Here is a 25902-nt window from a genome sequence, read left to right on the forward strand (position 1 = left end):
GGCGCCATGCATTTCGCTTTGACCGACGATCAGCGCGCGATCCGCGACAGCGCCCAGGCCTTCCTTCAGGAAGCCGCCGGCCTGGACCGCCTTCGCGCCACCATCGAGGCCGATGCCGGCTGGGATGCCGAACTTTGGCACAATCTGGCGGTCGACATGGGCTATGCTGGCCTGATGGTGCCCGAAGCTTATGGCGGCATCGGGGGCGGCGCCGTCGACATGGCGCTGGTGTTGGAGGAGACGGGCGCGCGGCTGGCCATGGCGCCCTTCTTCGAAACCGCGGTTCTCGGTGTCCAGACCATCCTCGGCGCGGGCACGGAGGCGCAGAAGCGGAGCCTGTTGCCCGGCTTGGCTGATGGCAGCACCAAGGCGACCCTGGCCCTGACCGGTCCCCAGGGCCGGCCGGCCCCCGATGGGGTTACCGCCTGGCTCAGGGCGGAAGAAGAAGCATGGCGTCTTAGCGGCGAATCCTGCTTCGTGCCCTTCGCCCATGTCGCCGACCTCCTGCTGCTGGCGGCCCGTGCCCCCCTGTCCGCGGGGCCCAGGGGCATCAGCCTGCTGGCCCTGCCCCGCGACGCCACCGGCTTGCGGGTAGAGCGCCAGCCCGGGCTGGATCCGACCCGGCCCCTGTGTCGCCTGACTTTCGACAACGTCGCGGTGGCGCCAGATCAAATCCTGGGGACAGCCGAGGAAGCCGGCCCCGTCCTGGAGCGCATCCTGGCCACCGCCGCCGGCCTGCTGGCGGCGGAACAGACCGGTGGTGCCGCCTTCTGCCTGGCCACCACCGTGGACTATACTCAGCAGCGGGTGCAGTTCGGCCGCAAGATCGCTTCCTTCCAGGCGGTGAAGCACGAATTGGCCGACATGATGGTGGCCGTGGAGGCCGCCCGCTCTGCCGCGCTCTACGCCGCTGCCGCCATCGATACCGACACCGACCTGCTGGAGGCGTGTTCCACCGCCAAGAGCTGGTGTTCGGACGCCTATCGTCATTGCGCTGGTGAAACGATCCAGCTTCACGGCGGCATCGGCTTTACGTGGGAACATCACGCCCACCTCTACTTCAAACGCGCCTGGTCCAGTTCAGCCTGGCTGGGCGACCCGGCCCATCACCGCGAGCGGGTCGCCCGGTTGATGGGCCTGGATGACATTCCGTGAGGACCCCCATGACAATTCCAGCACGCCGCCCCGTCGCCCCCCCACCCTACCCGCCCGCCCGTGGCCTTCTGGCGGGCAAGACGGTGGTCATCACCGCCGCCGCGGGCACCGGGATCGGATACGCCGTCGCCAAGCGCGCCGCCGAGGAAGGCGCGCGGCTGCTGATCAGCGACTATCATGAGCGCCGCCTGGGCGAAGCCGCTGACCGTCTGGCGGCGGAAACGGGCCACCGCCCGGCCACCCAGCTGTGCGATGTCACCAAGGAAAGTGATGTCCAAGCGCTGCGCGCCGCAGCGGACCGGGCGCTGGATGGCGTCGACGTCCTGATCAACAACGCCGGCCTGGGTGGTGAGGCGTCCGTCGTCGAAATGACGGATGAACAATGGTCGCGGGTGCTGGATGTCACTCTGACCAGCGTCTTCCGCATGAGCCGCGCCTTCCTGCCCGGAATGTACGCCCGCGGTGGCGGCGCCATCGTCAACAACGCCTCCGTCCTGGGCTGGAGGGCGCAGGCGGGTCAGGCGCACTACGCGGCCGCCAAGGCGGGCGTGATGGCCTTCACCCGCTGTGCCGCCATCGAGGCTGCGGGCCATGGCGTGCGCATCAACGCCGTGGCGCCCTCCATCGCCATGCACCCTTTCCTGGCCAAGGTGACGACACCGGAAGCGCTGGAGCGATTGGCGGCACAAGAGGCCTTTGGGCGGCCGGCCGAAGTGTGGGAGGTGGCCAACGCCATGCTGTTCCTGGCGTCCGACCTTTCCTCCTACATGACGGGCGAAGTGCTGTCCGTCTCCAGCCAGCGGGCCTGAGCCCATGGCGATCACCGTGGACACGCCGCACGATCTGCTGAACCAGGTGGGCCAGGACCTCGGCACCACCGAATGGCTGGTCGTGGACCAGGACCGGATCGACGGCTTCGCCCAGGTCACGGGCGACCATCAGTGGATCCATGTCGATCCCGTGCGGGCCAAGGAGGGCCCCTTCGGCACCACCATCGCCCACGGCTACCTGACACTCAGCCTGGTCAACCTGTTCCTGCCCCAGTTGCTGCGCATCCAGTCCTTCGCTTCCGGCGTCAACGTGGGGCTGGATCGGGTGCGCTTCATCGCTCCCGTCCGGGTGGGCTCCCGCCTGCGGGGCCAAGGCCAGATCCTGGCGATGGAAGAGGTCAAAGGCGGCGCCATCCAGTCCGTCGTGCGCATGACCGTCGAGATTGACGGGCAGGAAAAGCCCGCCTGCGTCGCCGACACCGTCTCCCGCTACTTCCCCTGAGGGTTCCTACCATGCGTGAAGCCGTCATCGTCTCCATCGCCCGCACCCCCATCGGGAAGGCCTACCGGGGCGCCTACAACGACACCGACGCGGCCGCCCTGTCCGGCCATGTCGTGGCGGAGGTCGTTCGCCGCGCCGGTATCGACCCCGCCTTGGTGGAGGATCTGATCCTGGGCTGCGCCTCACAGCAGGGCAACCAGAGCTATAACATCGGCCGCCTGACCGTGGCTTCGGCCGGCCTGCCGCAGAGCGTGGCGGGCATGAGCCTGGACCGGCAGTGCGGCTCCGGCCTGATGGCCATCGCCACCGCCGCCAAGCAGATCATGGTCGACGGCATGGACGTCGTCGTGGCGGGCGGCGTCGAGAGCATCAGTCTGACCCAAACCAAGCACAAGAGCACCTACCGCACCCGTTCTCAGTCGGTGCTGGCTCATATGCCGCACATGTGGATCCCCATGATCGAGACGGCGGAAATCGTCGCCGAACGCTATGGCGTGAGTCGGGAGGCGCAGGACGAATTCAGCCTGCAGAGCCATCAGCGTACGGTGGCGGCCCAGGCGGCCGGCCGCTTCGCGGCGGAACTGGCCCCCCTGCCCACCCGCAAAGCCGTCGTCGACAAGGAAACGGGCGAGACCTCCTACCAGGAAGTGACGCTGGGCGCTGATGAAGGCCCGCGGGCGGATACGACCCTGGACGGCCTGGCCAAGCTGGCCCCGGTCTACAAGGACGGCGCGCTGGTGAAGGAGGGCCGTCATGTCACGGCCGGCAACGCCTCTCAGCTGTCGGACGGGGCGGCCGCCGTGTTGCTCATGGAGGCCAAGCTGGCCGAACGCCTGGGCCTGGAACCGCTGGGTGCCTACCGCGGTGTCGCGGTCGCCGGTTGCGCCCCGGAGGAAATGGGCGTCGGCCCGGTGTTTGCGGTGCCCAAGCTGCTGGAGCGGACGGGACGCACCATGGCCGACATCGGCCTGTGGGAGATGAACGAGGCCTTTGCCTCCCAGGCACTGTATTGCCGCGATCGGCTGGGCATCGACAACGACCGCCTGAACGTGGATGGCGGCGCCATCGCCGTGGGGCATCCCTTCGGCATGACGGGCGCGCGCCTTGCCGGTCACTTGCTGGTCGAAGGCCACCGCCGGCGGGAGAAGTACGGTGTGGTCACCATGTGCATCGGTGGCGGCATGGGTGCCGCCGGCCTGTTCGAAATCTTCTGAGACAGCCCATGGACGACACCCCCGAACTTGAGCGCTTCCGTGCCGAGGCCGCGACCTGGCTGGAAAGCCAACTGGCCGGCCCGTTCCGCGACATCCGTGGGCTGAACAACCATGTCGACCTGATCGAACGGCGGCGTGATTGGGAACAGTGCCTGGGTGCTGCGGGCTGGAGCTGCGTCGGCTGGCCCGCCGCCTACGGTGGTCGTGACGCCAGCATCGCCCAGCAGGTCGTGTTCGCCGAAGAGTATGCCCGCGCCCGGGCACCCGCCCGCATCGGCCATATCGGCGTGGAACTGGCGGGCCCCACCCTGCTGGCCTTTGGCACCCCGGACCAGAAGAACCGCTTCCTGCCCGACATCGCCGCCGGCCGCGCCATCTGGTGTCAAGGCTATTCCGAACCCAATGCGGGGTCGGACCTGGCCAATGTGCGCACCAAGGCCCGGCGGGATGGCGACCGCTACATCATCGATGGCCAGAAGATTTGGACCTCCATGGGCCAGATCGCCGACTGGTGCTTCGTGCTGTGCCGGACGGAGCCCGGGTCCGTCGGCAACAAGGGCCTGTCCTTCCTGCTGGTAAATATGCATCAGCCGGGCGTCACCGTGCGCCCCATCCGTCAGATGACGGGGGAGTCGGAATTCAGCGAGGTATTCTTCGATGGCGCATTAGCCGAGGTCCGCGACCTGGTGGGCGCGGACGGCAACGGTTGGCGGGTGGCTATGGGCCTGCTGGGGTTCGAGCGGGGGGTGTCCACGCTGGCCCAGCAGATGCAATTCCGCAATGAACTGGACGCCCTGATCGAATTGGCGAAGGAGAACGGCAAGGCTGCCGATCCACTGATCAGGCAACGCCTGGCCCAGGCGCAGATCGGCCTGCGCATCATGCGGTTCAATGCCCTGCGCCTGCTGGCCAACGCCGAGTCCGGCCAGTTGAGCCCGGAGGGCTATACCTACAAACTCTACTGGTCCACCTGGCACCGCGATTTGGGCGAATTGGTCATGGATGTCGCCGGCCCGGCGGCGGAGATCGGTGAAACGGCGGAACGCTTCCCGCCGCTGACCACCATGTTCCTCATGTCACGGGCCGACACCATCTATGCCGGCACCAACCAGATCCAGCGCAACATCATCGCCGAACGCGCCCTGGGCCTGCCACGGGAGGCGCGCGGGCCATGACCCTTGCCACCCCGGTGCTGCCGGAGACCCTGCCCGCAATCGCCGCCCGCGCCGCACGCCTTTGGCCGGACAAGGCAGCCCTGATCGACGGCGGACGCACCTGGACCTTCGCCGGCCTTCACACCCAGGTACGCCGGGCCGCAGCCGCCTATCTGACGTGGGGAATCCATAAAGGGGACGTGGTCGCCCTGTGGGCGCCCAATCGGATCGAATGGATCGTGGCCGCCCTGGGCGCCCAGGCCGCCGGCGCCATCCTCACCCCCCTGAACACCCGGTTGAAGGGGCGGGAGGCCGCCGACATCCTGCACCGTTCCCGGGCCCGCTTGCTGGTGACGATGGGTCACTTCCTGGGCGTGGACTACCCGGCCCTGCTGGCTGGCGAGACCCTGCCCGCCCTTCAGGGCATCGTGACCTTGGACGGCAACCGTCCGGGGGGATGGGAGGCCTTCCTGGAGCGCGGACCGGGACCGGATGACCCGGCCGTCGATGAGGCCATGGCACGGGTGACCGGCCAGGATCCATCCGACATCCTCTTTACCTCGGGCACCACCGGCGCGCCCAAGGGGGTGGTGAGCGGCCACCTTCAGACCATCAGGCTGTTCCAAGCCTGGTCCGATGCCGTCGACCTGCGGGCGGACGACCGGATGCTGATCATCAATCCGTTCTTCCACACCTTCGGCTACAAGGCCGGCTGGCTGGCGGCCCTGATGATGGGGGCGACCAGCCTGCCGCTGGCCCAGTTCGACATGGTGGAAGTCGCGCGCCTGATCCGTGAGGAAGGCGTCAGCTTCCTGCCCGGCCCCCCCACCATCTTCCAATCCCTGCTGGCCGAGCAGCACAGGCTGGGCACCGACCGGACGTCGTTGCGCGTCGCCGTCACCGGAGCCGCCACCGTCCCCCCCATCCTCGTCGCGCGGATGCAGACGGAGCTGGGGTTCCAGCGGGTGGTGACGGGGTATGGCATGACCGAGTGCGGCGCCATCGCCATGTGCCGCGCGGGCGACAGCGTGGACCGCATCGCCACCACCTGTGGCCAGGCGCTGGATGGGCTGGAGGTGGTCTGCGCCGACGACCAGGGGCAGCCCCTGTCTCCTGGAGAAACCGGGGAAATTCTGGTGCGTGGCTTCGGCGTCATGCAGGGCTATCTGGACGACCCCGCAGCCACGGCGGAGGCAATCGACACCAAGGGCTGGCTGCACACCGGTGACATCGGCACATTGGACGCCGACGGCTATCTGCGTATCACCGACCGCAAGAAGGACATGTACATCACCGGCGGCTTCAACTGCTATCCGGCGGAGATCGAGAAGCTGCTCTGCGCCCACCCCAAGGTGGAGATGGCGGCGGTCATCGGCGTGCCGGATGACCGCCTGGGTGAGGTGGGCCGTGCGTACCTGGTGCTGCGCCCGGGGGAACAGGCGGAGGCGGCGGACATCATCACCTGGTCCAAGGCCAACATGGCCAACTACAAGGTGCCACGCAGTGTCGTCTTCCTCGACAGCCTGCCCAAGAACGCAGCCGGAAAAGTCATGCGCAAGGACCTGAAGGTCGCCTGCCCCGGCTCGTGAGGGAACTGCCCGCCAGTGGCATCCTCATCTCGATTTGAAGTAAGTGTTTACTTATATTTTCAGCAGGCGCTGTCGCTTTCGACCGCGCCCAAGAAGCAAGGGAGGATCACATGCACAATCAATTCGGCTTCACCAAGCTGCTGGTCTGGGACCTGGACGCCACCGCCGCCTTCTACAAGGCGGTCGCCAGCTTGGAGGAGCTGGTCCGCGTGGAAGACGAAATCGCCGGCCGCAAAATCCAGGAAATCCTGTTCAATCCCAGTCATGAGGGTGCGGCCACCTTCGTCCTGCTGAAATTCTTGGATGCGCCCCGCGCGTCGAAGGACGAGGTCATCCTGGGCTTCATCACCGACGATGTGGACGCCTTCGCCCGGCGCGCGGTGGCCGCCGGCGGCACCGAGGTCCAGGCCGCGCGCGACATGCCCGCCCACGGTGTGCGCGTCGCCTTCGTCACCGATGTCGAGGGGCATCTGATCGAGGTTGTGCAGATGCTGCAGCCGGCCGGGTAACGCCGCCGCCATCGCGGGCGACGGCCGTTGGGTTCCCTGGCCGTCGCCCATCGCCCCCACTCCGGCCAGATGGACACGTCCATGGCGAACGCCTTCGCGTCCCTCAAGGTTGGGCCGCTCACTCTGCCCAACCGCTTCATCCGCTCCGGCGCCAACGAGATGATGACCAAGGATTGCGTCCCCACGCGATCCCTGTTGCGGTTTCACGAGCGCCTGGCGGCGGGCGGGGTCGGCATGACCACACTGGCCTATATCGCCGTCTCGCCCGATGGCCGCACCTTCACCGACCAGGGTGTCATGAACGCGGCCACGGTCGCCCACTACCGGGCGATCACGGACGCCGTGCACGCCCAGGGCGGCCGCGCCTCCGCCCAGATCACCCATGGTGGTAGTTTCGCCCAGCACAAGGAACTGACCACCCGGCGGGCCATGTCCGCCAGCGGCGGCCTGGACAAGATCGGGCTGATGCTCGGCCGTCCCTTGCAGCATGCCATGACCCGGGCCGACATGGACCAGGTCACGGCCGAATTCGTCCGGGCGGCCCAATTGGCCGCCGAAGCCGGCTTCGACGCAGTGGAACTGCACATGGGCCACGGCTACCTGCTGAACCAGTTCATCTCCCCCCTGTCCAACAGGCGGCGCGACGCCTATGGCGGCTCCGCGCAAGGCCGGGCTCGCTTTCCGGTGGAGGTATTGAGCGCGGTCAAGGCCGCTGTCGGCCATCGGCTGGCCGTGCTCGCCAAGATCAACCTCTATGACGGCGCCAAGGGCGGGGCCACAGTGGAGGATGCCATCATCACGGCCCAGCTGCTGGACCGGGCCGGTGCCGACATGCTGGTGCTGTCCGGCGGCCGCAACATCGAATCCCCCTGGGTGATCTTCTCCGGCCCCCTGCCCTATGACGACTTCCTGTCCGGCAAGCCCAGCTTGGCCACCCGCCTGCAGTTCCAGCTGCTAAAGTTGGCGACGCCCAAGTCGCTGCGCTTCTCCGAGCTTTATTTCCTGGAAGCGGCGCGCCGGGTGCGAGCCGCCGTGTCCTGCAAGCTGGGCTATCTCGGTGGAGTATTGTCCTTGTCCGCCGCCGATAAGGTATTGAGGGAGGGGTTCGACGCCGTCGTGATCGCCCGTGCCCTCATTCACGACCCGGAGCTGATCCGGCGCTTTCGCGAGAACCCCGCCCACCACAGCGGCTGCACCGCCTGCAACCGCTGCGTCGCCACGATGTATGGGTCCTCGGGTACCCATTGCCCGCTGACGCGCAATGCCATCGATGCCGCGCTAAATCAAATGGCAGCAAGGCCAGGTGTCCAGCAACCCACACAAATGGAATGAAACAATATAAAGGGCGTATAAGATCACGCTATGGGATAATCTATTATCAACCCTTTCTGGGTCGCCCAGCTCGCTCCGTCCAGCCAAGTTCTTTGCTTATCTGCAGAGCAACATCTCGAACCTCATCGGCTAGAATTCGCATACGCGCGTCATTCATATACTGCGCAGCACTCGATACGCTGAGGGCCGCCGCGATTTCGCCTTTCGCCCCTCGAATAGGGGCCGCCACACACCTGATCTGATCCTCATTCTCTTCTAGGTCGAATGCGTAGCCTTGGGATGCATAAACACGCATCCGCTCGAGCCAAATGGCAAAATCGTCCGCGCCACCACCCGTCATATTATGAAACTGGCGCCAGGAAGATTCGTCATGATCCAAAATCAAGGCCTTACCCAGCCCCGTGGATGCAATCGGATGGCGTTCCCCTACACGGGAGCCAATCACAACCCGACGTCGGCCAGGAACTTTGTCCAAATAAAGCGCCTGGAGACCTTCGAGAATTCCCAAGTGAACGGTGTCTTCAGTGGCCGTGGCTAGCCTCTCAAGATAGGGGCGAGCAATACTAGGAAGGTGCATCTGTTGATGCGCTATCCAGCCCAACTCCAGTAATTTGGGCCCAAGGCTGTAACCTTCCCGCGCCACAAACGTCAGATAACCACGATCAACCAAGGCCGACGCTAACCGATGGGTGGTGGATTTGGTTAACCCCAATCGATCAGACAAAGGCTGCAATGCTATCGCCCCCTCAGCCACGACGTCGATTACATCCAAGCCGCGAAAAAGCGTCTGACTTCCGGATTGTGCGGTCGATGCTTCCATTCTGCCGTTCGCAAATAGGGAGTGGATATAGCGGATGTTGGCGCTGACACTTCGGTGGTCGTGAGATCAGCATAAACCTCGCCCTTAGCATATCCCACCATATGGGACGGCGCAACATATTATCCCTTTTGGGGTGGTCCATGGTTGCGTTCGGACCAGCCCCATCCTTAAAGTACGCCATGATTAAGGACTAATATGCGCGACCTCCTGGGTGAATTTGCACAAGTCACCCCACAACGGATTATGGAACTGGATACGGTGCGGTTCCTCGGCTAGCGCAACGTATCCAGCGCCCGCCCGACGCGCGCCAGGACTTCATCGGTCAGGACATCCGGCATGACCGGCTGCAGGTCGCGCAACTTGGTTTGCGGAAAAAGGCTCTGCTGGGGAGAAGCGGAAAGGCGCGGAACTTCCCTGTCGAGAATCGCGCGCGACCGCGGATCGGCCAGCAAATCACTGGTCAGGGAATCCAGGCTCAGGTTCGGCGCTGCGCCGCCCACCGGCCCAGGCGTGACGCGTAGCGTCGCGAGATCGCTCTCAATCTGGATTACCTTGGCTTCCGTCAGCGTGCCACTGGCGAACTGCTGAATCCCCGCGATGCTCATCATCTGCCAGCCGTGGACATGGCCAAGGCCGGCCAACATGCCCGGCACCTGCCGGTCCAGGATGGCGCGGCCACCCGGAGTCGCCACGATGTGGCCCAGCAGGGAGTTACGGGTCAGCGGCCCTGGGGGGATGGGCGGCAGTGCCAAGACCTCGCCTCCCTCCGGCACCGGCGCCTTGGGCAGCGGCGGCAGCTCACCGATCCGCGCCACGGTCACGGCAACACTGGCAGCCTTGGCGTCATTGCGGATGGTCAGGGTCGATGAGCCATAGGCGGAGGAGACGCTGCCGCCCTCCACCGTCACGTTGTAGCCATGGGGATACTGGATCACCGGCAGGCGAATTCGGGTTTCGCCGCCGCCCGCCGATTTCCCGTTCGGCAACCGCGTGACATAGCGATAGCGCAGGGTGCCGCTGTCGCCATCGAACTGCATGGACTGCGGGGTTCCCGCCGTCACTTCGGCATAGGGGCGGGCATAGGCCCGCAAGATGGCGACCCGATTGCCGTTGCCCTCGTCGGGCAAGCCGGGGTCGACCAGAGCCTCGAACGCGCCCCGGGGCCACGCCAGCCAGGAAATATGCCGGGTGTCGAAATCAGTGGCTTGGCCGGTGATTTCGGCTGGGTCATTGGAAAAGCCCCACTCGGTGTTGAGGATGGCCGCCCCCTCCCGGGTGGCAAGGGCGAGCGCACCGTCGTTCACCCGTTCCCGCGTCGCCTTGATCGGTCCGTAATTATGAAACGACAGGCCGCGCTGACCCGCTTTACCAGCGATCGGCGTGTTGATGGGAGTGCCCAAGGCACCTTGCAGCATGAAGGGTTCAACGAACACGATCAGATGGGGAGCCACTTGGTTGATCACCTTGGCGGCCCGTGCATAAAAGGGCTTCAGCAGCTCCTGTTCCAGTTCAGGGCAATCCGCGTTCCCCGGATCAGGTTGGGCACATCGGCTGCCCGTCGCCGGCTCGTTCATGACGTCGATGCCGATGACCGAGGGGTTGTCGCGAAAGTGATCCGCCACCGCCCTCAGCCCTTCAAGATAGAAATCCTGCACCCCCTTGCCGGTACCGGGCACGGGGTGGTTTTTCCAGAAGTTGTCGAAGGAGCGCTGAACAGCCGGATCTCGGAAATAGCCGACCGGAAACTCGATGCCCGGCATCCGCTGATAGCCATCTGAAAACACAGCCCAATTGGGCATGCCGCGAGCACCAACCAGGGCGCTGTACTCATCCTGGTGGAAGTCAATCAGCGTGTGGATACCGGCCGCCCCGTAAGCGCCTACCGCCTTTTCGATCTGATAGAGATAGCCCTTATCGATCACACCAGGCTGCGGCATCAGGGCCGAGAGGAAAATCACGAGGCGGACGCCATTGAACCCCTGCTCCGCCATGCGCGCTGGCGTCTCGGCAGTGAAACGGCCAGCGGCTTTCGCAGGAGCATCGGGGAGCATGACGTTGCCACCATGGATCGTCACGACCCGGCCGTCACCATCAACCAGCCAACGACCGTATTGCCGCAAGCCGTCATGCGCGCTGCCAGTGCCGGGAAACGCCGCGATGGACGCGATAATGGCAAACTTCAAGGCTGCGTTCTTCATGATCCCCCCTGCACCGCATCGCGGCACGTCTTATAATAGAACGATATCGTTCTATTATAGATTCCAGATCACAGCAACGACCTTCGGCATTTTACCGGGCTATTTTAGATCTATGGCGGAGATATGGCGGAGCATAAGGATATGCTAGGCCAGAACAGAATAGGACGATATCGTTTGTTTAAAGGCCAGTCGCCATCGACATGCCCACAGGTCTCCCTCAGGCTCGCCCTCTGCGGGGGCGCCGTCGCCCGGCCCGCTCCGTCCAGCCCAGATCCTTGCTGATGTCCTCGGCCGTCGCGCGCACCCGCTCGGCCAGGGTTTCCATGCGATCGTCACCCATGTAATGGGCGGCGCTGGAGACACTGAGGGCGGCCACAATCTCACCACTGGCCCCCCTGATGGGCGCCGCGACACAACGAACCTGGTCCTCATTCTCCTCCAGGTCGAAGGCATAGCCCTTGGCGCTGTAGACCCGCATGCGTTCCAGCCAAACGGCCATGCCGCTGGTGTAACCACGCACTTCGTAGAACCCACGCCAGGCCACCTCGTCATGGTCCAACACCAGGGCCTTGCCCAGGCCGGTGGACACGATGGGGTGACGCTCCCCCACCCGAGAACCGATGATCACGCGACGCCGGCCAGCCACCTTGTCCAGATACAGCGCCTGAGTGCCGTCCAGGATTCCCAGATGCACCGTATCCTCGGTTTCCGCGGCGAGGCGCTCGATATGGGGGCGGGCCACGCTGGGCAGATGCATCTGCTGATGTGCGGCCCACCCCAGCTCCAGCAGCTTGGGCCCCAGGGCGTATCCCTCCCGCGCGACGAAAGTGAGGTAGCCTCGCTCCACCAGGGCGGACGCCAGACGATGGGCCGTGGACTTGGTCAGGCCAAGGCGCTCCGACAGTGCGGGAAAGGTGGTGACGCCATCGGCCACGGCGTCGATAACGTCCAGCCCCCGCAACAACGTCTGACTACCCGAGGGCTGGGCCGCGCCCTTGCCCTCCTCTTCCGTCTCCACCTGATCCGCCTTTTTCAAAGCCGATACTCCTGCCCTTGCTAACGATGCCGCGCATTCGCGGCCGCCGGCATCACCACGCCGTGCGGCCTTGAAGGAAGATGGCGACAAAGCTGCGGATGGTCGCCTCAACCTCATCGCCCGAAATCGGACCGCACCAGCGGATTCTCATCCACCAACCGGTGAACAAGCCCATGAAAGCGACGGCGGCATTGCGCGCGTCGCGAATGGGCGTACCGTCCTGAATGGACGCTGCCGTCAGAATAGACATGACTTGAGCCAGGCTGACCTCGAATGTCGTGTCGAAGAACAGCTTGGCCACTTCGGGGAAATTTCGCCCCTCGGTATGCAGCAGCCCCTCAAAGGCCATGACCTCGGGGTCGGACATGCTGCGCACGATGGTCCGCGCGAAATGCTCAAGCCGCTGGGTCAGCCCACTTCCAGATGCGGGCTCGGGCGTGAAGCGGGTAGACCACACCTCCACGCGGGAAGAGCAAACGGCCTTGAACAGATCGGCCTTTGAAGGATAACGGGCATAAAGGGTTCCCTTGGAGACGCGGGCCGCTTCCGCCACCGCCTCCATGGAGGTGCCGCTGTAGCCCGCGGTCAGGAAGGCGCTGGTCGCGGTCTCCAGGATCGCGGCGTCGATCGCGCGGACCTGGGCCTGCGTCGGCCGGCCAGCCCCCGTCCGCTTGGGGCGGGCGGGCGTCATATCGGAAGTATCCAGGGTTTCAGACATCGCAGCCCATCTCGATCGCTGTTGCAGGGGGACTTCCAACTGGTGCCCGACGAACGATGGGCGCCTGGCTGGAATTCGGACGTTGTCGATCGATTATACCGTGATACCTGTCCTGTGACGCAACTCCATCGGCGGCATCAGCGAGACCTGAGATGCCGGTTCCAGAAATCCACCACGCGTTTCATCGCCGCCACGTTTTCCGGCGCCCCCGGCGCCATGGGCTGGAAGACATGGATCATGCCTTCATAGAGGTCCAGGGTGGCGTCCACACCGCCGGTGACCAGCGCCTGGTAATGCCGCACCATGTTGCTGAGGAAAATTTCACGGGTGCCGCCCTGGATCAGCGTCGGCGGGAAGCCCCTGGCGTAGTCGCCGTAGACAGGGGAGACATAGGGGTTCTTCTGATCGGCGGGATCTGCGTAGGCCGCCGCACTCAAAGCCAGGCGGACCATGCTCAACGCCGGATCGAAGCTGGCCAGGGTACGGTAGGTATCACCCGTAGCGGTAACGTCCGACCACGGCGACCAGAGCAAGACGGCCCCCGGCAGGGGGGTGCCCGCGTCGCGCAGCTTCAGAACGGTTCCTGCCACGATGGAGCCCCCAGCGGAGTCCCCGAAAATGCCGATCCCCTGCGGCGACCGGCCCTGGGACAGCAGGGCGCGATAGACCGCCGCCACCTGGTCGGTGGTCCCTTGCCAGCGCTGCTGCGGCGCCAGGGTATAGTCGACGGAAATGACCCGCATCCGGCTGCGGTTGGCCATGAGGCCCGAGGAGAACAGGGTCGAGCGGGCCGAAAGGCTGGTGAAGCCGCCGCCATGGACATAGATCAGCAGACGCCCGTCATCCACCCAGTCCTTGGGCGTGATGGTCAGGGTGGGCACACCGCCTATTAGGCTGGCCTCCACCGTCACCCCATAGGCCGCGGTGACGCCGGACGCCATCTTTTGCATCTGCTCGTCAACCGCATCTTGCTGCTGCTTCCATGCCACGAGGTCATTAAGGGCGGGCTGCGGCGCCTCCGCCGCCTTGAACCCCGTCACGATCGGCCACATCCGCTGCCAGGCGGGCGACAGCGTATCGGGCGGAACGCGGGCCGGGTCCACCGGGGCGGTCTGGCCGAAGGCGGTCCCGCCCGCAACAGCGACCATCAGAGCAATCACCAGCCCCGATAAGCGCCTCATCACCGTTCCTCCCGCCGAGGGGCCGGCACGCTCAAGTGCGTCTCTACAGCATCCAAGGGATAAGTGCGGCCTTGCCAGACGAACTCACCGGGCAGGTCTTTCGGCCGCCGGATGTCGGCCATCATCCTGGAGCCGACCACGCGATAGCGGACGGTCACCGCGCCATGCGGCGTCGCGGCCGTCGCATCCAGTTGGGTCAGGGCTCCCAAGGCGGGCTGAATCCGGACGGCGGCATATCCCGGGGCGCCGGGCTGGATGCCGGCGACGATATCCAAAAGGTCCGCGGTGGGATGAGCGCTCCAGGCATGGGTGTCGGAGCGCGTGTTGCCGCGCTCCTCCGGCCAGGTGGTGTAGTGAAGTGCCAGCAGGTCACGCCATGTCTGCAGCAGCGCGTGGTAGTCATTCGCCAGGCCGGCATGAACGAAGGCCCGCGCCAGATACCAGGCGAAGTAGTAGCTGCTGACATACATCCCGTCCAGGGCATCGATGCCGCCCCCCGCCTTGGTGATGCGCCGCAGGATGGCCGGCGCCTCCTCCGGCGTGGCGACGTCATAGAGGACCGCCAGGGTATTGGTGTGCTGGCTGAAAACGTCGCCGTCCGGATTGTCGGCGTAGAGGCCGCGTCCCGCCTGCCAGCAACGCGCCCGAAGCGCCGCCCGCACAGCATCGGCACGGGCCGTGTCCGCCGCCGCCTGGGCCGGATCCCCCAGCGCCTTTTCCAACGCCGCCCCTTGGCGCAGCGCCCCCAGCCAGCTGACGGACATTAGACAGCTTTCACCATCCTTGCCATAGGAGGGGAACTTGGTGCGGTCGGTCGCCGGCTGCCCTGCCCAGTCGATGAAGTTCCACTGCGGATTCTTGGTCAGCAACCCGGATGGCGCCTGATAGCGCTCAAACCAATGCAGCACCTTGCGCATGCGGTCCAGGTGCCGCACCACCGGACCGGTGTCCGGCTGCTGCATCCACCAGTCATGCAACATCCCCACCCACAACAAGGAGAAGGGGGCGATGGCATTGCTGTTGCGGACCGGGTAGGCCCCTTCAACCAGCCCGTCGTCGACATCCGACTGGGCAAAGGCGTCGATCGCCTGTTCCGCCAGGCGGGGATCCCCGCCGACAGCGTAGCTGATCAGCGCCTGAAGCCGGGTGTCGCCGACATACTGGTTCTGCTCCCAGAACGCCGTGTCCATATAGGTTTCATGCGCATCCACCCGCGCCGTGCGCCAGCCGACCTGCCAGATATGGTCAAGCACCGGGTCGCTGCTCCTGAAACTTCCGATCTGCTGGAACGGGTAGCCGGTCTCGAAGACCCGCAGGCCGTCCAGGGTCAGGGGTTCACCCTGCGTCACCACGTCGATATCGAGATAACGCCACGTCCGCCACCACAGCGGCTGGAAAGCCCGCCGCCCGCCGTCGGCGGTGAACGTATCCCAAATGCCGAAGGCCTTCCGGTCGTCCACCAGATCGCGATCCGCCTTCTTGAACTGATCGTCGTACAGGGCCTCGGCATAGGTCAGTTTGATGACCGCGTCCTTGCCGCCGCTGACCGCCAGTTCCGGATAGGCAGAGACCATCGCGTCCCGGCGGAGCAACAGCTTGACGTGGGTATTGGCCGGCACGGTGACGGCATGACCGGGGAATGCTTTCCCCCCGTCGAGATCGCTGCGCACCACCGTTCCGGCTGCTACCGGCGCATACTCCTGCTGCGGCAGGCGGTCGATCGTCAACGTACGGGCCGCGGCCTCTGGTGCCGGCACGGCCTCCCGCCAATCGCCCTTGGGTTCCGCCACCGCCATCCAATCCCAATTGGCCTTGGCGGCGTCGATCACCTCGGGCGAGCCTGCGACATAGAACCAGCGACGCACCTGGCGATAGCCGTTGACAGCCGACCGCCCACCGTCCACCGCAACCCGCCAGCCGGCCTGATCGGTACCGACAGTGGCCGCTGGGCCATCACCCCGCAGGCGGAAGCCTGTATCGACACTCTGCTGGAAAATGGGGGCCGTCTGGGAAAACAACTCGCCGCCGGCCGCCGCCCGCTTCTGCGCATCCGTGGCATTGGGCGGCAGCACCGGCGGCGGCTTCACGAAATTCCAAACCTCCGCCGCGATCACGTTCCGGCCCGGCCGCAGGTATGGCGCGAGATCCAGCGCCTCCATCCGCCAATGAGCGATGTCGCCGGTGGAGGGACCCATCGCCACCCGCACACCGTTGACATAGAGGTTGAACCGGTTGTCAGCCGTCACTGTGACCGGAAAAGCCGACGGCACCGCGGCCAATTCGAACGTCCGCCGGAAATCGAGAACGATGGGACGTTCCCTGGTGGCGGCATCGGGATGAGTGATCCATCCCTGCGCCGACACAGCGGTGCCCTGAGCGACAACCGGGCCCGTCGCCGCAGCCAAAGACAACGCCAGGACGCTACCCAGGGTGATGGACAGAAACCTCATTGCATAACCTCCACCTCGACAGGGCCGACCAAGCCAGCGGGAACAGGCTTCAGCAGTTTGAAGCCTGGCGCCTTGGCATCGACCATTGCGTTCTGCGGTGTGTTCAGGACGGTGATCTCCAGGGTATTGCGACCGGGTCGCAGCGCCGCCGTCACATCCACCTTGAAAGGCCGGGTCACCAGCGGCTGGAAGCGATGTCCATTGATGGTTACGACCGCCATGTCGTGGACTTCGCCTAGGGCCAGAAGGACGTGCCGTCCCCTGCCCAGCCAGGATCGCTCGACCTCGACTGTGCGTTGGTAGGCCCCCTCGCCAGCGAAGTCGCCCAGCCCAGTGGTTTGCGACCAGTCGCCCAGGGTGGTGACCGTCAGCGGCCGGCTGACCGACACCCCCTTGGGACCATGGCCATTCACCAGTAAGGTCCAGCCATCCTGGGGCAATACCTTATGGGTCACGAGAACCGGGGCCGGGGCGGGCGGCGGTGGCAAGCGGGTATCCTGCACCAGCAGCGCGCTGGCACCAGCCGGCAACGTCAGGGGAACCGCTGTGCCACCGCCCACGGACTGGACGCCGCTGGCCGCTGTGATGGTGCCATCCAAAGCGTTCCAGCGGGTAACGGCGCCGCGACCCGGCAACACCAAACTGGCGTCGCGGGACTGCCCACCAGCGTTATGCAGGAAGGTCACCAGCTGATCGCCCACACGACGCTGCACGTAGACCACGTCCGTGGGATCGCCCGTGAAGCGCAAGTTGGCCGGCACCTGGATCAGGCGCAAGGCATCCACCACGCCATCAGCTGGCACGACACGCGCACCGGCCTGGAGGGTGGCCGCCACCGCCACCCGGACGCGAGCATCCCGGGCTTCATGGTTGGCCAGCCCTTCGTCACGGGTGGGCGCGTGATCGGCGAAGACAACCGGCAGCCCGGCCTGGGCGAAGGCGGCAATCTGCTCCGCCGTCTCGGCCGCGATGCCGTCCACCGGCGGCAGGACCAGAACCGGGTACCGGGCGCCCCCGGCGGAAACCAGCTGGTGGTCTTCCACGCGGGCGTGGGCCAACGCATCGGGATTGACGCGGTCGAAGTCATAGCCGCCCGCGAGGAAATGGCGCTGCGCCAACTCGGCGTCCGCGCCCCGGTCCTCGATGCCGGCATAGTAGCCGACCTGGCCGTAGAAATAGGCCACCGGCACCACGGGCTTGCCCTGGCGCAGCACCGCCTGGGTACGGGCGAAATATGCCGCCAACGTGGGGACACCGGCCCAGATCGGGTTGGCCTCGTTGACCATGGTGCTGAAGCCGAGCGAGAACGCGCTGGGCTGGAAGGCGTGCCAGCCGGGCCATGCCACGCCATCGCGCCGATAATTGGTGCCGTGAATCACCAGGCTGTTGACGCCACTGGCGAAGATCAGGTCCGCTCGCTGGCGCAATTCGTCGGGCGTAACCGAATAGGGGCGATCCTTCCAGCACAAGCTCTCCGCCGACACGATGGCCCGACCATAGAGGTCGGCGCCGGAACGGGCAAAGCGCATGAAGTAGGGATCGGCCCCCGCCAAGTCCTCCGTCTCCGGTATGTCGGCGGCGCCATAGCCCCGAACGATGTCGAGCGCGCCGCCATGTGCCTGGAACTTCGCCTGAAGGCCGTGCGCATGATTCCAGGCGACGAACGGATCGACAAAGCCATCGAACATCAGGTCGGAGACGGTGCGGCGGTAGTCGGCCCGCACACGCTCCGCCGTGCTGTCCCCCGCCTCGAAATAGGGGGGCGACCAGTATTCCCCCCAGGCCTGCATCCAGCCCGGCTGCAGCACCAGGGGTAGATAGGGGGTAAGGTCATAGCCGCGGCGCTTCTTGAATTCCGCCAGGAAATTCTCGGTCCAGGGCAGATCCTGCATCAGCTCCAGGCTGTCCACGAAGGTGGAGCGGACCGCGGAAAAGGCGGGACCCAGAGCCGACGGCAGCGGGTCCGCCACCCGCGCCACATGGGCGGCGAAGGCGGACGGGTCCATATGGTCCAGGGTCAGCTGCGGCCCCTCACCGGTACCTGCCAGGATCCCCATGTTGACGGCATACTGTTTGAAGACGAAGACCTGCCAAGTCCCCGCCGGCGGTGTCCAATCCAGCGTGCCGTCGTCCCGCAGCTTGTCGGTCAGCACCAACGCACTGCCTTCGTCCAGCTGACCAGGCATATCCACATGGCGCCAGGGGTAGAGTACCAGACCTTGGGCGGGAGGTGCCGGCTGCAGTGCCGGGCCGTTGCCCTTGACGGCGATCACCGCCACGATCTTGGCCCGCGCGTCCAGCCGGGCCGGCCAGTCCGCCACCCTCGGATCCTTGCCCCGGGGATCAAAGCCCGAAATGGCGCCCATGCGCTTGGTCCGGCTGGGGACGGCCACCTTGACCGGCCCCTTGCCGCCGCTGACCTCGGTGAACGCCATGGTCAGCTCCACGTAGGCCTTTTCCGGCGGAATGGCGAAGCCACCGCCGGATGGCCACGCGGACCCCAGCGTGTAGTCGAGGGTCAGTCCCCGTGCCGACGCTTCCTCCGCCGCGGCCTTCACATGGGCGAAGAACGGCGGGGTGGCATAGCCGTTGATCGTGTCACGCTCCGCCTGGCTGAGGCCGGGCACGCCAGGATTGAAGGACTGGATTTCGGCACCGCCGAATCCCGCCTCATCCAGCACCTTGATTTCGCGCCGCAACTCGTCGGCGTTCACAGCGTCGCCCGGCCACCACCAGCGCAGACGCGGCCGCATCTCCTTGGGCGGCGCCTGAAACACCTGCTCCAAGGTCTGGGCCTTACCCGCTTGGGCCCCGAAGAGAAGGGCCAGGGCACAGGCCCCTGCCAGAAGAGGGTGCCACCTGCTCATCACGCGTTTCCTTCCCAGGGATCAGGGCTTTATTGTTTGCCGGCCAAGATGGGTCATACCTGCCAACGCCACATCCTCAGCGGATGCGCCGACCTCAACGCGATAGTCGCCCGCCGGGACCACCCAGCGCTGGGCCTTGGCATCGAAATCACCAATGACGCGGGGATCGGCCGTGACGGTAACCTCGCGGCTTTCCCCCGGCTTCAGCGTCGGCTTGTCCCAGCCGATCAGACGCTTGGCCCGGCCGTTGCGCGAAACATAGACCTGAGGCACATCTGCCCCTTCACGGCCGCCGGTGTTCGTGGCGGTGAACCGCACCCGCAGCGTGTCGCCGCCGGCGATCTTCAGCCCGTCATAGCGGAAACGGGTATAGCTGAGGCCGTAGCCGAAGGCGTAGAGCGGCCGCGCGCCGGTCTTGGCGAACCACCGGTACCCCACGTCGGACCCTTCGGGATAGCTGATGTCAAACGGCTTCAGCCCCGCCTGGATACCGTAAACCGCCCGCGTCTCCTTATCCGCTGGCTGGGCGTCACCACCCGGCAGCATGGGGTTGGGCAGTTGCTTCTCGCTGGCCGGGAAGGTGATCGGCAGGCGACCGGAAGGGTTGACGGCCCCGGTCAGCACCCGCGCGATGGCCTCACCCCCCCGCTGGCCCGGGAACCAGGCGGCCAGGATGCCCTGCACCTGATCCCGCCATGGCATGCTGATGGCATTGCCCGTTTCCAGCACCACAATAGTTCGTGAATTGGCCGCCGCGACAGCGGCGATTAGCGCGTCCTGTCCATCCTCAAGCGCCAAGTCCTTGGCATCTTCCGCCTCGGTCGCCCACTTCTCCACGAACACGATCGCTACATCGGCATCATGCGCCATAGCGGCCGCGGCCACCGGATCATGGCCGTCGTTGAACTCCACCGTCGCGTCCGGGCGCGCGGCCCGCAACGCCGCCAGCGGTGACGACGGACCGTAGCTGCGGCTGGCGAAGGACGAAGCCCCCGTCCCCGGGCGCTTGACCACTAGCGCGAAGCCACCCACTGGGGTGACCTGACTGGAGCCACCGCCGGACAAAACGCCGATATCCGCATGCCCCCCGATGACGGCGATGCGCTTGGCGGTGGCCGCTAGGGGCAGGACATCCCGCTCGTTCCGCAGCAGGACCATGCCGGCTTCCGCCGTCGCCTGCGCGACAGCGGCATGGGCGTCGTAGTCGATGGAATCACCCGGGATGGCCGGGTTGTCGATGACCCCGCGCGCGAACAGGGTCCGCACGATGCGCCGCACGGCGGTGTCCACTGCCACCTGGGGAATCCGCCCCTGCGCGATCTCTTCCTCCAGCGACGTGGAGAAATATTTCTTCAGGTCCAGTTGGTCGCCCGACTGCTGATCTAGTCCATGGACCAAGGCTTCGGTGGAGTGGACCGCCCCCCAGTCCGACATGACCCAGCCCTTGAAGCCCCAGTCGCGCCGCAGAACGTCATTCAGCAGGAAGGGATTCTCGCAGGCGTAGACGCCATTGACCCGGTTGTAGCCGCACATGACCGAGCCCGGATCGCCGGTCTCGATGCCAATCTGGAAAGCAAGCAGGTCGCTCTCGCGAATGGGCGCTTCCGCCATGTTGACCGACAGGACGTTCCGCCCCGTCTCCTGGTCGTTCATGGAGAAATGCTTGATGGTGGCGACGATATGATTGGACTGCACGCCGGCGATGGAGCGTCCCGCCAGCCGGCCCGCCAGCAGAGGGTCCTCCCCCAGATACTCGAAATTGCGCCCGCCACGCGGGTCGCGCACCAGGTTCACACCGCCGGCCAGCATGACGTTGAAGCCCTTGGCACGGGCCTCCGCGCCGATCATGGCACCGCCACGATACGCCACCTCTGGGTCCCAACTGGAGGCGACAGCCAATCCGGACGGAAGGGCGGTCGCGACGTCGCCGGGCCGCTGATTGTTCAGGTTCGACACGCCCAGGCTGGCGTCGGTTTCCGTGAGGGCGGGGATGCCCAACCGGGGAACCCCGGCGATATAGCCCGCGCCGATCACGACACCGTCCGGTCGCTTGGAGCGCTGGACCAGCGCCAACATCGGCCCATGCAATAGGCCGATTTTTTCGTCCTGGGTCATCTGCTCCAGAAGGGCCTGGGCCTTGGCGTCGGCCTGCGACGGGGTTTCCCCCGCCGCAGCCCAACCCGCCATCAACGCCAACCCGGACGCAGCGGCGGCCATGGCAAGGCGCATGCTATCCCCCCCTTACTGGCCGAAGGCGTAGCGGAGGTTCAGACCGAACTCCCGCGGACGCACCGGCGTCCCGATGGCGTAGCCCGACGCGTAGTAGCTGTAGTCCACCTGTGCGGCGCCGCGTGTCGTCAGCGTGGAGACGTCCGCCAGGTTTTTCGCGAAGACCGAAACCTCATAGGCCCCGTCCTTATCGCGCAGCCCCAGGAACAAGCTGTTGTTGATCAGGTCACTGTAGCTGATGTTCTGGAAGGGGTCCGTCCGCTTCGGGATATAGTTCACGAGGCCGCGCACGAAGCCTTCGTTGTTCCCCCACAGCGGAACGTCATATTCGAAGTTGGCGCTCAAGCTCCAGTCCGCCTGATCGCTCAAGCGGCCGTTAAGATGGCAAAACGCGACCTGCTGGCCCATAGGCACCGATGGCGTACCAACCGAGTCCGCAACACCATCGCCGTTGTAGTCGTTGCAGGGAGCCAGCGCGTTCTTGAACTGGGTGCTGTTGTAGGTGCCACTCACCCCGAACTGCAGATGCTCGGTAATTTGGCCGGCCAGGGTGGCCTCGAAGCCCCGAACCTGGGCGTCGGCATTGAAGGTGAAGGCCGCGTTATTGTCCGGAATGCCGTTACGCGCGGTCGATACCGACAGGTAGGAACCGGTATAGGCTTGGTAGTTCTGGAAATCCTGCTGGTAGGCGCTCAACGTGAATCGCAGCTTGCGGTCCAGAAGCGCGCCCTTCAGGCCGATTTCATAGGAGTCGGACTTCTCGGGCTTGTACAGCAGCAGGCTTTGGTCGAGGGCCGCCGTCGTCGCGATGACGCCACCCGGACGATAAGAGCGGCCATAGCTGAAGTAGGCCGTCAGATCGCGGCTGAAGTCATGCTTGTAGCTGGCCGATCCCGTGAACTGGCCGGAAATCCCCTTCTGCATGTCAGGCGCGATCCCGGCCTGCGTAATGGGATTGGGGCCGAAAATGGGGCCGCTCAGGGTTTGATTGAAGGCGTGGTCGAAGTGCTGCTCCTGATAGCGGCCGCCAACCTCGATCAAATCGCTGTCCGTGATCTTAAAACGGTGATCGGTGAAGATCGCATAATCCTGGATGGAGGCGGGAGCATCGATCCCCACATTGAAGACGCCAAAAGACAGCGGCGGCATCGGCGTGGGGGACAGCGCGAAGGGTAATATCTGAGCCTGGTTCACGCTGGTCGGGGAATTGACGTTGTCATAGTAGACGCCGACCAGGTAGTTCCAGAAATCCCGCCCCTGGGATGTCAGGCGCAGTTCCTGTGAGACCTGATGGATATTGGTATTCACATACTGCATCTGGGAGTAGTTCGGGATCGACCCTCCCCGCGCCAAGTCGGACACCCGGTCATTGCTGATCTGCTGATATCCACCCACGTAGTTGATGGCGACGCCACCCAGATCCAGCTCGCCCGTCAGCGTGGTCACGTTGCCAGTGTAGTGGTATTCGGTCGGCCCATTGGTCAGCGAAACGCGATCCCCGGGTGTCAGGTAGGGCGTCGCCGTGGAGCCACCGACGGAGAAGGCGATCGGGTTGGCGACCGTGTAGTTGTCCATGAACTGGTGGGTCAGGACGAAGGTCAGGTCTTCGGTCGGCTTGAAGGCCAAGCTGGCGCGAACACTGCGGGTCTTGTCACCGTCGTCGCTGCCATTGCGGATGTTGTGCGCATCGGCCGCGTCATTGCGGTCGAACAGGCCGGCGATGCGGAAGGCCAGCTTGCCATCAACGATCGGCGCCCCGACGGCGGCCTGAGTGTTGATGCCATCCTGGGTCGTGAAGGTCTGCTGAACGTAGCCGCTGACCTTGTCCAGGTCCGGCTGCCGGCTGGCGATGGTGATGGCGCCGGAGGGCGAGGTACGGCCCCGCAAGGTTCCCTGCGGCCCGCGCAACACCTCGATCTGCCCGATGTCGTACAGGCTGCGGAAGGCGCTGTTGGTGTCCAGCGGGGTCTCGTTGAAGTAGACGTTGACCGTCGGCTGCGTGCCAGAGTTCGGATCGAAACCGACACCACGCACGGTGATGGAATTGGTGTTCGGTTCTTTGGAATCCAGGCTGAGGCCCGGGGCCAACTGCTGGATATCCGAGAACTCGCGCAGGTTCAGCTTGTCGACCGTGTCACCCGTCACCACGTCGACGGACTTCGGCACATCCTGCAGGCGCTCGGCGCGCTTCTCGGCCGTCACGATGATTTCCATCAGGTCATCACTGGGCGCCTGCTCCGCTGCGGCGACCTGGGCAAAGGCGGGCGAGGCAACGCCAGCGGCCATCATGGTCGAGACAAGCAGAATGGATTTTAGATCGCGCAAAATTGTGCCCTCCCTTGCGGCTACGCTCTATATGGCGCCGCCGTTTTCCCTAATTATGGGATGGCATCTTACTTTTTGGTGTTAGTAAGTCAATACTCAATAACACGCTAACGTACAATTCCCTGGACGGGATGTGCTGTCCAGCATTTTCCCCACGCCAGCACCAACGGCCCGCCGCAGCGCCTGGGCAGGTAAGCAGAACCAAAGACAAACGGCGGTGGTTCGACGCCCGCGCTTGCCGGCCTAGACGGCGGGCAGCGGCCTATTGCGAAAGGAATTCAGCAGTATAATTAACCTCCGGGATTTTCCATAGCCGCCCTTTACTGCAGTGGGCGCGGGGCACGCGATCCAAAGGGCGCACGGCCCCCCGCATTAAGATCGGGACAGAAGCGATTCCGCCGCGGGTATGCAGTAAGAAAGTCGCGACGTGACCGGTCGGAGATCAACCTCCCCTGCGCGGCATGCGGAATGCATCCCCTCGGCAATCGACTATTCCCGGGGCCTGGGACCCGGGTGCAAAGAATGGGAATCGCCGTCCCAGGCTTGCGACGTCACCGGGCGCATCAGGCGCTGTACCGTGCCCCCCGGGCGCCGTACAGGGCGACCACCACGAAACCCAGCGCCGGCAGGATATAAGCCGCCGGGAAGCCGTAGGCCTCGGCGATCAGGCCCATGGGGTAAGGCAGGACGACGCCGCCGCCGATGGCCATGACCATCATGGAGGCGCCGCGCTTGGTATTCGGCCCCAGGCCCTGGACGCCCAGCGCGAAGATGGTCGGGAACATGGTGGACATGAAGAAGAAGACCGCGATCATCGCGATCAACGACACCCGGTCGAGGCCCGCCGCCACGACCAGCGACAGCGCGACATTGATGACCGCGAACAGGGTCAGCAGGACCCGTGGCGAAATCCGTCCCAACAGGGCCGTGGCGACGAAGCGGCCGGCCATAAACAGTACCAGCGCCAGGGACAGCAGATAGGCGGCGCCTTGGGCATCGAGGCCCGCCCAGGTATCGATGGCGACGTTGACGAAAAGCGCGCCGCACCCAACCTGCGCCCCGATGTAGATGGCCTGGGTCAGCACGCCCAGGACGAAGTGGCGATGCTGGTACAGGGGCCGTCCGTCCGCGCCATCGCTGGCGTGCTCCGGCTCCGCGATTTCCGGCAGGTGCGCGCGGCCCACCACCAGAGCGAAAACGGCGATGGCCACGCCGATGATGGCGTAGATCAGCTGGACGTTGTCATGCGCGCCCTCGCCGGCGGCGGTTCCCTTGAAGAACAGGCTGCCGCCGATCAGCGGCCCGATGAAGGTGCCCAGGCCATTGAAGGACTGCGCCAGATTGAGTCGGCGCGACGCCAGTTCAGGGGACCCCAAGACGTTGACGTAGCTGTCGGCGGCGGTTTCCAGACAGGCGAGACCCGAGGCCAGCACGAACATCGACAGCACGAAGGGCAGGAACTGGCCCAGCGATGCGGACGGGATGAACAGCAACGCGCCCAGGGCGGTGACCATCAGCCCAATCAGGATGCCGACCTTGTATCCCACCCGCTGCAGCAGAAGGCCGGCGGGCAGGCTGACCAGCAGGTAAGCCCCGAAATAGGCAATCTGCAGCCAAGTCGACTGCGCCGTGCCCACGTGCAGCGTGTCCTGGAAATGCTTGTTCAGCACGTCCAGCAGGCCATAAGCCAAGCCCCAGATAAAAAACAGGCTGATGGCGAAGGCCAGCGCCGTGCGCAGAACCCGCGGCGCCACCTGATCATGCGCCACCTGCTTATGGACCGATGCTGTGTATACACTCATGAAACTGCCCCTCCCTGGGCGCCGGCGGCTGCCCTTATTGTCACTCTGTCC

General features: G+C 65.2%; 18 protein-coding genes. 8 read left to right on the forward strand and 10 right to left on the reverse strand.

Going from position 1 to position 25902, the window contains the following annotated elements:
* Positions 1–6 precede the first annotated feature (6 nt).
* The 8 genes from FBZ88_RS14810 to FBZ88_RS14845 all read left to right on the forward strand — a co-directional run bounded on the left by FBZ88_RS14810 (position 7) and on the right by FBZ88_RS14845 (position 8225).
* Positions 7–1155, forward strand: a complete 1149-nt coding sequence (locus FBZ88_RS14810; protein WP_145617953.1) for an acyl-CoA dehydrogenase family protein — start codon at positions 7–9, stop codon at positions 1153–1155.
* 8 nt (positions 1156–1163) lie between these two features.
* Positions 1164–1964, forward strand: coding sequence for an SDR family oxidoreductase (locus FBZ88_RS14815; RefSeq protein ID WP_145617955.1), 801 nt, complete (start codon positions 1164–1166; stop codon positions 1962–1964).
* Positions 1965–1968: 4 nt separating this feature from the next.
* Complete coding sequence (locus FBZ88_RS14820; protein WP_145617957.1) at positions 1969–2427, forward strand: MaoC family dehydratase; 459 nt, start codon at positions 1969–1971, stop codon at positions 2425–2427.
* A gap of 11 nt (positions 2428–2438) precedes the next feature.
* Complete coding sequence (locus tag FBZ88_RS14825; RefSeq protein WP_145617959.1) at positions 2439–3641, forward strand: acetyl-CoA C-acyltransferase; 1203 nt, start codon at positions 2439–2441, stop codon at positions 3639–3641.
* Positions 3642–3649: 8 nt separating this feature from the next.
* A complete protein-coding gene (locus FBZ88_RS14830) occupies positions 3650–4816 on the forward strand; it encodes an acyl-CoA dehydrogenase family protein (RefSeq protein ID WP_145617961.1) in 1167 nt (388 codons plus the stop codon).
* Positions 4813–6384 carry a FadD3 family acyl-CoA ligase gene (locus FBZ88_RS14835; RefSeq protein ID WP_145617963.1) on the forward strand — a complete coding sequence of 524 codons (1572 nt, stop codon included), beginning with the start codon at positions 4813–4815 and terminating at the stop codon, positions 6382–6384. The genes FBZ88_RS14830 and FBZ88_RS14835 overlap by 4 nt, the downstream gene beginning before the upstream one ends.
* A gap of 110 nt (positions 6385–6494) precedes the next feature.
* A complete protein-coding gene (locus FBZ88_RS14840) occupies positions 6495–6893 on the forward strand; it encodes a VOC family protein (protein ID WP_145617965.1) in 399 nt (132 codons plus the stop codon).
* Between the two features lie 81 nt (positions 6894–6974).
* On the forward strand, positions 6975–8225 hold the full coding sequence (locus tag FBZ88_RS14845) for an NADH:flavin oxidoreductase (protein ID WP_145617967.1): 1251 nt from the start codon (positions 6975–6977) through the stop codon (positions 8223–8225).
* A 46-nt stretch (positions 8226–8271) separates the two neighbouring features.
* Here FBZ88_RS14845 and FBZ88_RS14850 read toward each other — a convergent pair whose 3' ends face one another.
* The 10 genes from FBZ88_RS14850 to FBZ88_RS14895 form a co-directional block, all read right to left on the reverse strand.
* Positions 8272–9045, reverse strand: coding sequence for an IclR family transcriptional regulator (locus FBZ88_RS14850; protein ID WP_145617968.1), 774 nt, complete (start codon positions 9043–9045; stop codon positions 8272–8274).
* A gap of 272 nt (positions 9046–9317) precedes the next feature.
* Entirely contained in the window at positions 9318–11243 is a 1926-nt protein-coding gene (locus FBZ88_RS14855; RefSeq protein WP_145617969.1) for a cellulase family glycosylhydrolase, read from the reverse strand.
* 217 nt (positions 11244–11460) lie between these two features.
* Positions 11461–12279: an IclR family transcriptional regulator gene (locus FBZ88_RS14860; protein ID WP_246138667.1), complete on the reverse strand. Its 819-nt coding sequence runs from the start codon at positions 12277–12279 to the stop codon at positions 11461–11463.
* Positions 12280–12331: 52 nt separating this feature from the next.
* Positions 12332–12997: a TetR/AcrR family transcriptional regulator gene (locus FBZ88_RS14865; protein ID WP_145617972.1), complete on the reverse strand. Its 666-nt coding sequence runs from the start codon at positions 12995–12997 to the stop codon at positions 12332–12334.
* Between the two features lie 137 nt (positions 12998–13134).
* Positions 13135–14145 (reverse strand): alpha/beta hydrolase, encoded by a 1011-nt coding sequence (locus tag FBZ88_RS14870; protein ID WP_186464415.1) that lies wholly within the window; start codon positions 14143–14145, stop codon positions 13135–13137.
* 32 nt (positions 14146–14177) lie between these two features.
* On the reverse strand, positions 14178–16628 hold the full coding sequence (locus FBZ88_RS14875; RefSeq protein ID WP_145617974.1) for an alpha-L-rhamnosidase-related protein: 2451 nt from the start codon (positions 16626–16628) through the stop codon (positions 14178–14180).
* Positions 16625–19495: a glycosyl hydrolase gene (locus tag FBZ88_RS14880; RefSeq protein WP_145617975.1), complete on the reverse strand. Its 2871-nt coding sequence runs from the start codon at positions 19493–19495 to the stop codon at positions 16625–16627. The genes FBZ88_RS14875 and FBZ88_RS14880 overlap by 4 nt, the downstream gene beginning before the upstream one ends.
* Before the next feature lie 21 nt (positions 19496–19516).
* Positions 19517–21724 carry a glycoside hydrolase family 3 C-terminal domain-containing protein gene (locus tag FBZ88_RS14885; RefSeq protein WP_145617977.1) on the reverse strand — a complete coding sequence of 736 codons (2208 nt, stop codon included), beginning with the start codon at positions 21722–21724 and terminating at the stop codon, positions 19517–19519.
* Positions 21725–21736: 12 nt separating this feature from the next.
* A complete protein-coding gene (locus FBZ88_RS14890; RefSeq protein ID WP_145617979.1) occupies positions 21737–24049 on the reverse strand; it encodes a TonB-dependent receptor in 2313 nt (770 codons plus the stop codon).
* A gap of 563 nt (positions 24050–24612) precedes the next feature.
* On the reverse strand, positions 24613–25851 hold the full coding sequence (locus FBZ88_RS14895; protein WP_145613696.1) for a sugar MFS transporter: 1239 nt from the start codon (positions 25849–25851) through the stop codon (positions 24613–24615).
* Positions 25852–25902 lie beyond the last annotated feature (51 nt).

Source organism: Nitrospirillum bahiense (genome assembly GCF_007828025.1).
GTDB classification, from domain to species: domain Bacteria; phylum Pseudomonadota; class Alphaproteobacteria; order Azospirillales; family Azospirillaceae; genus Nitrospirillum; species Nitrospirillum amazonense.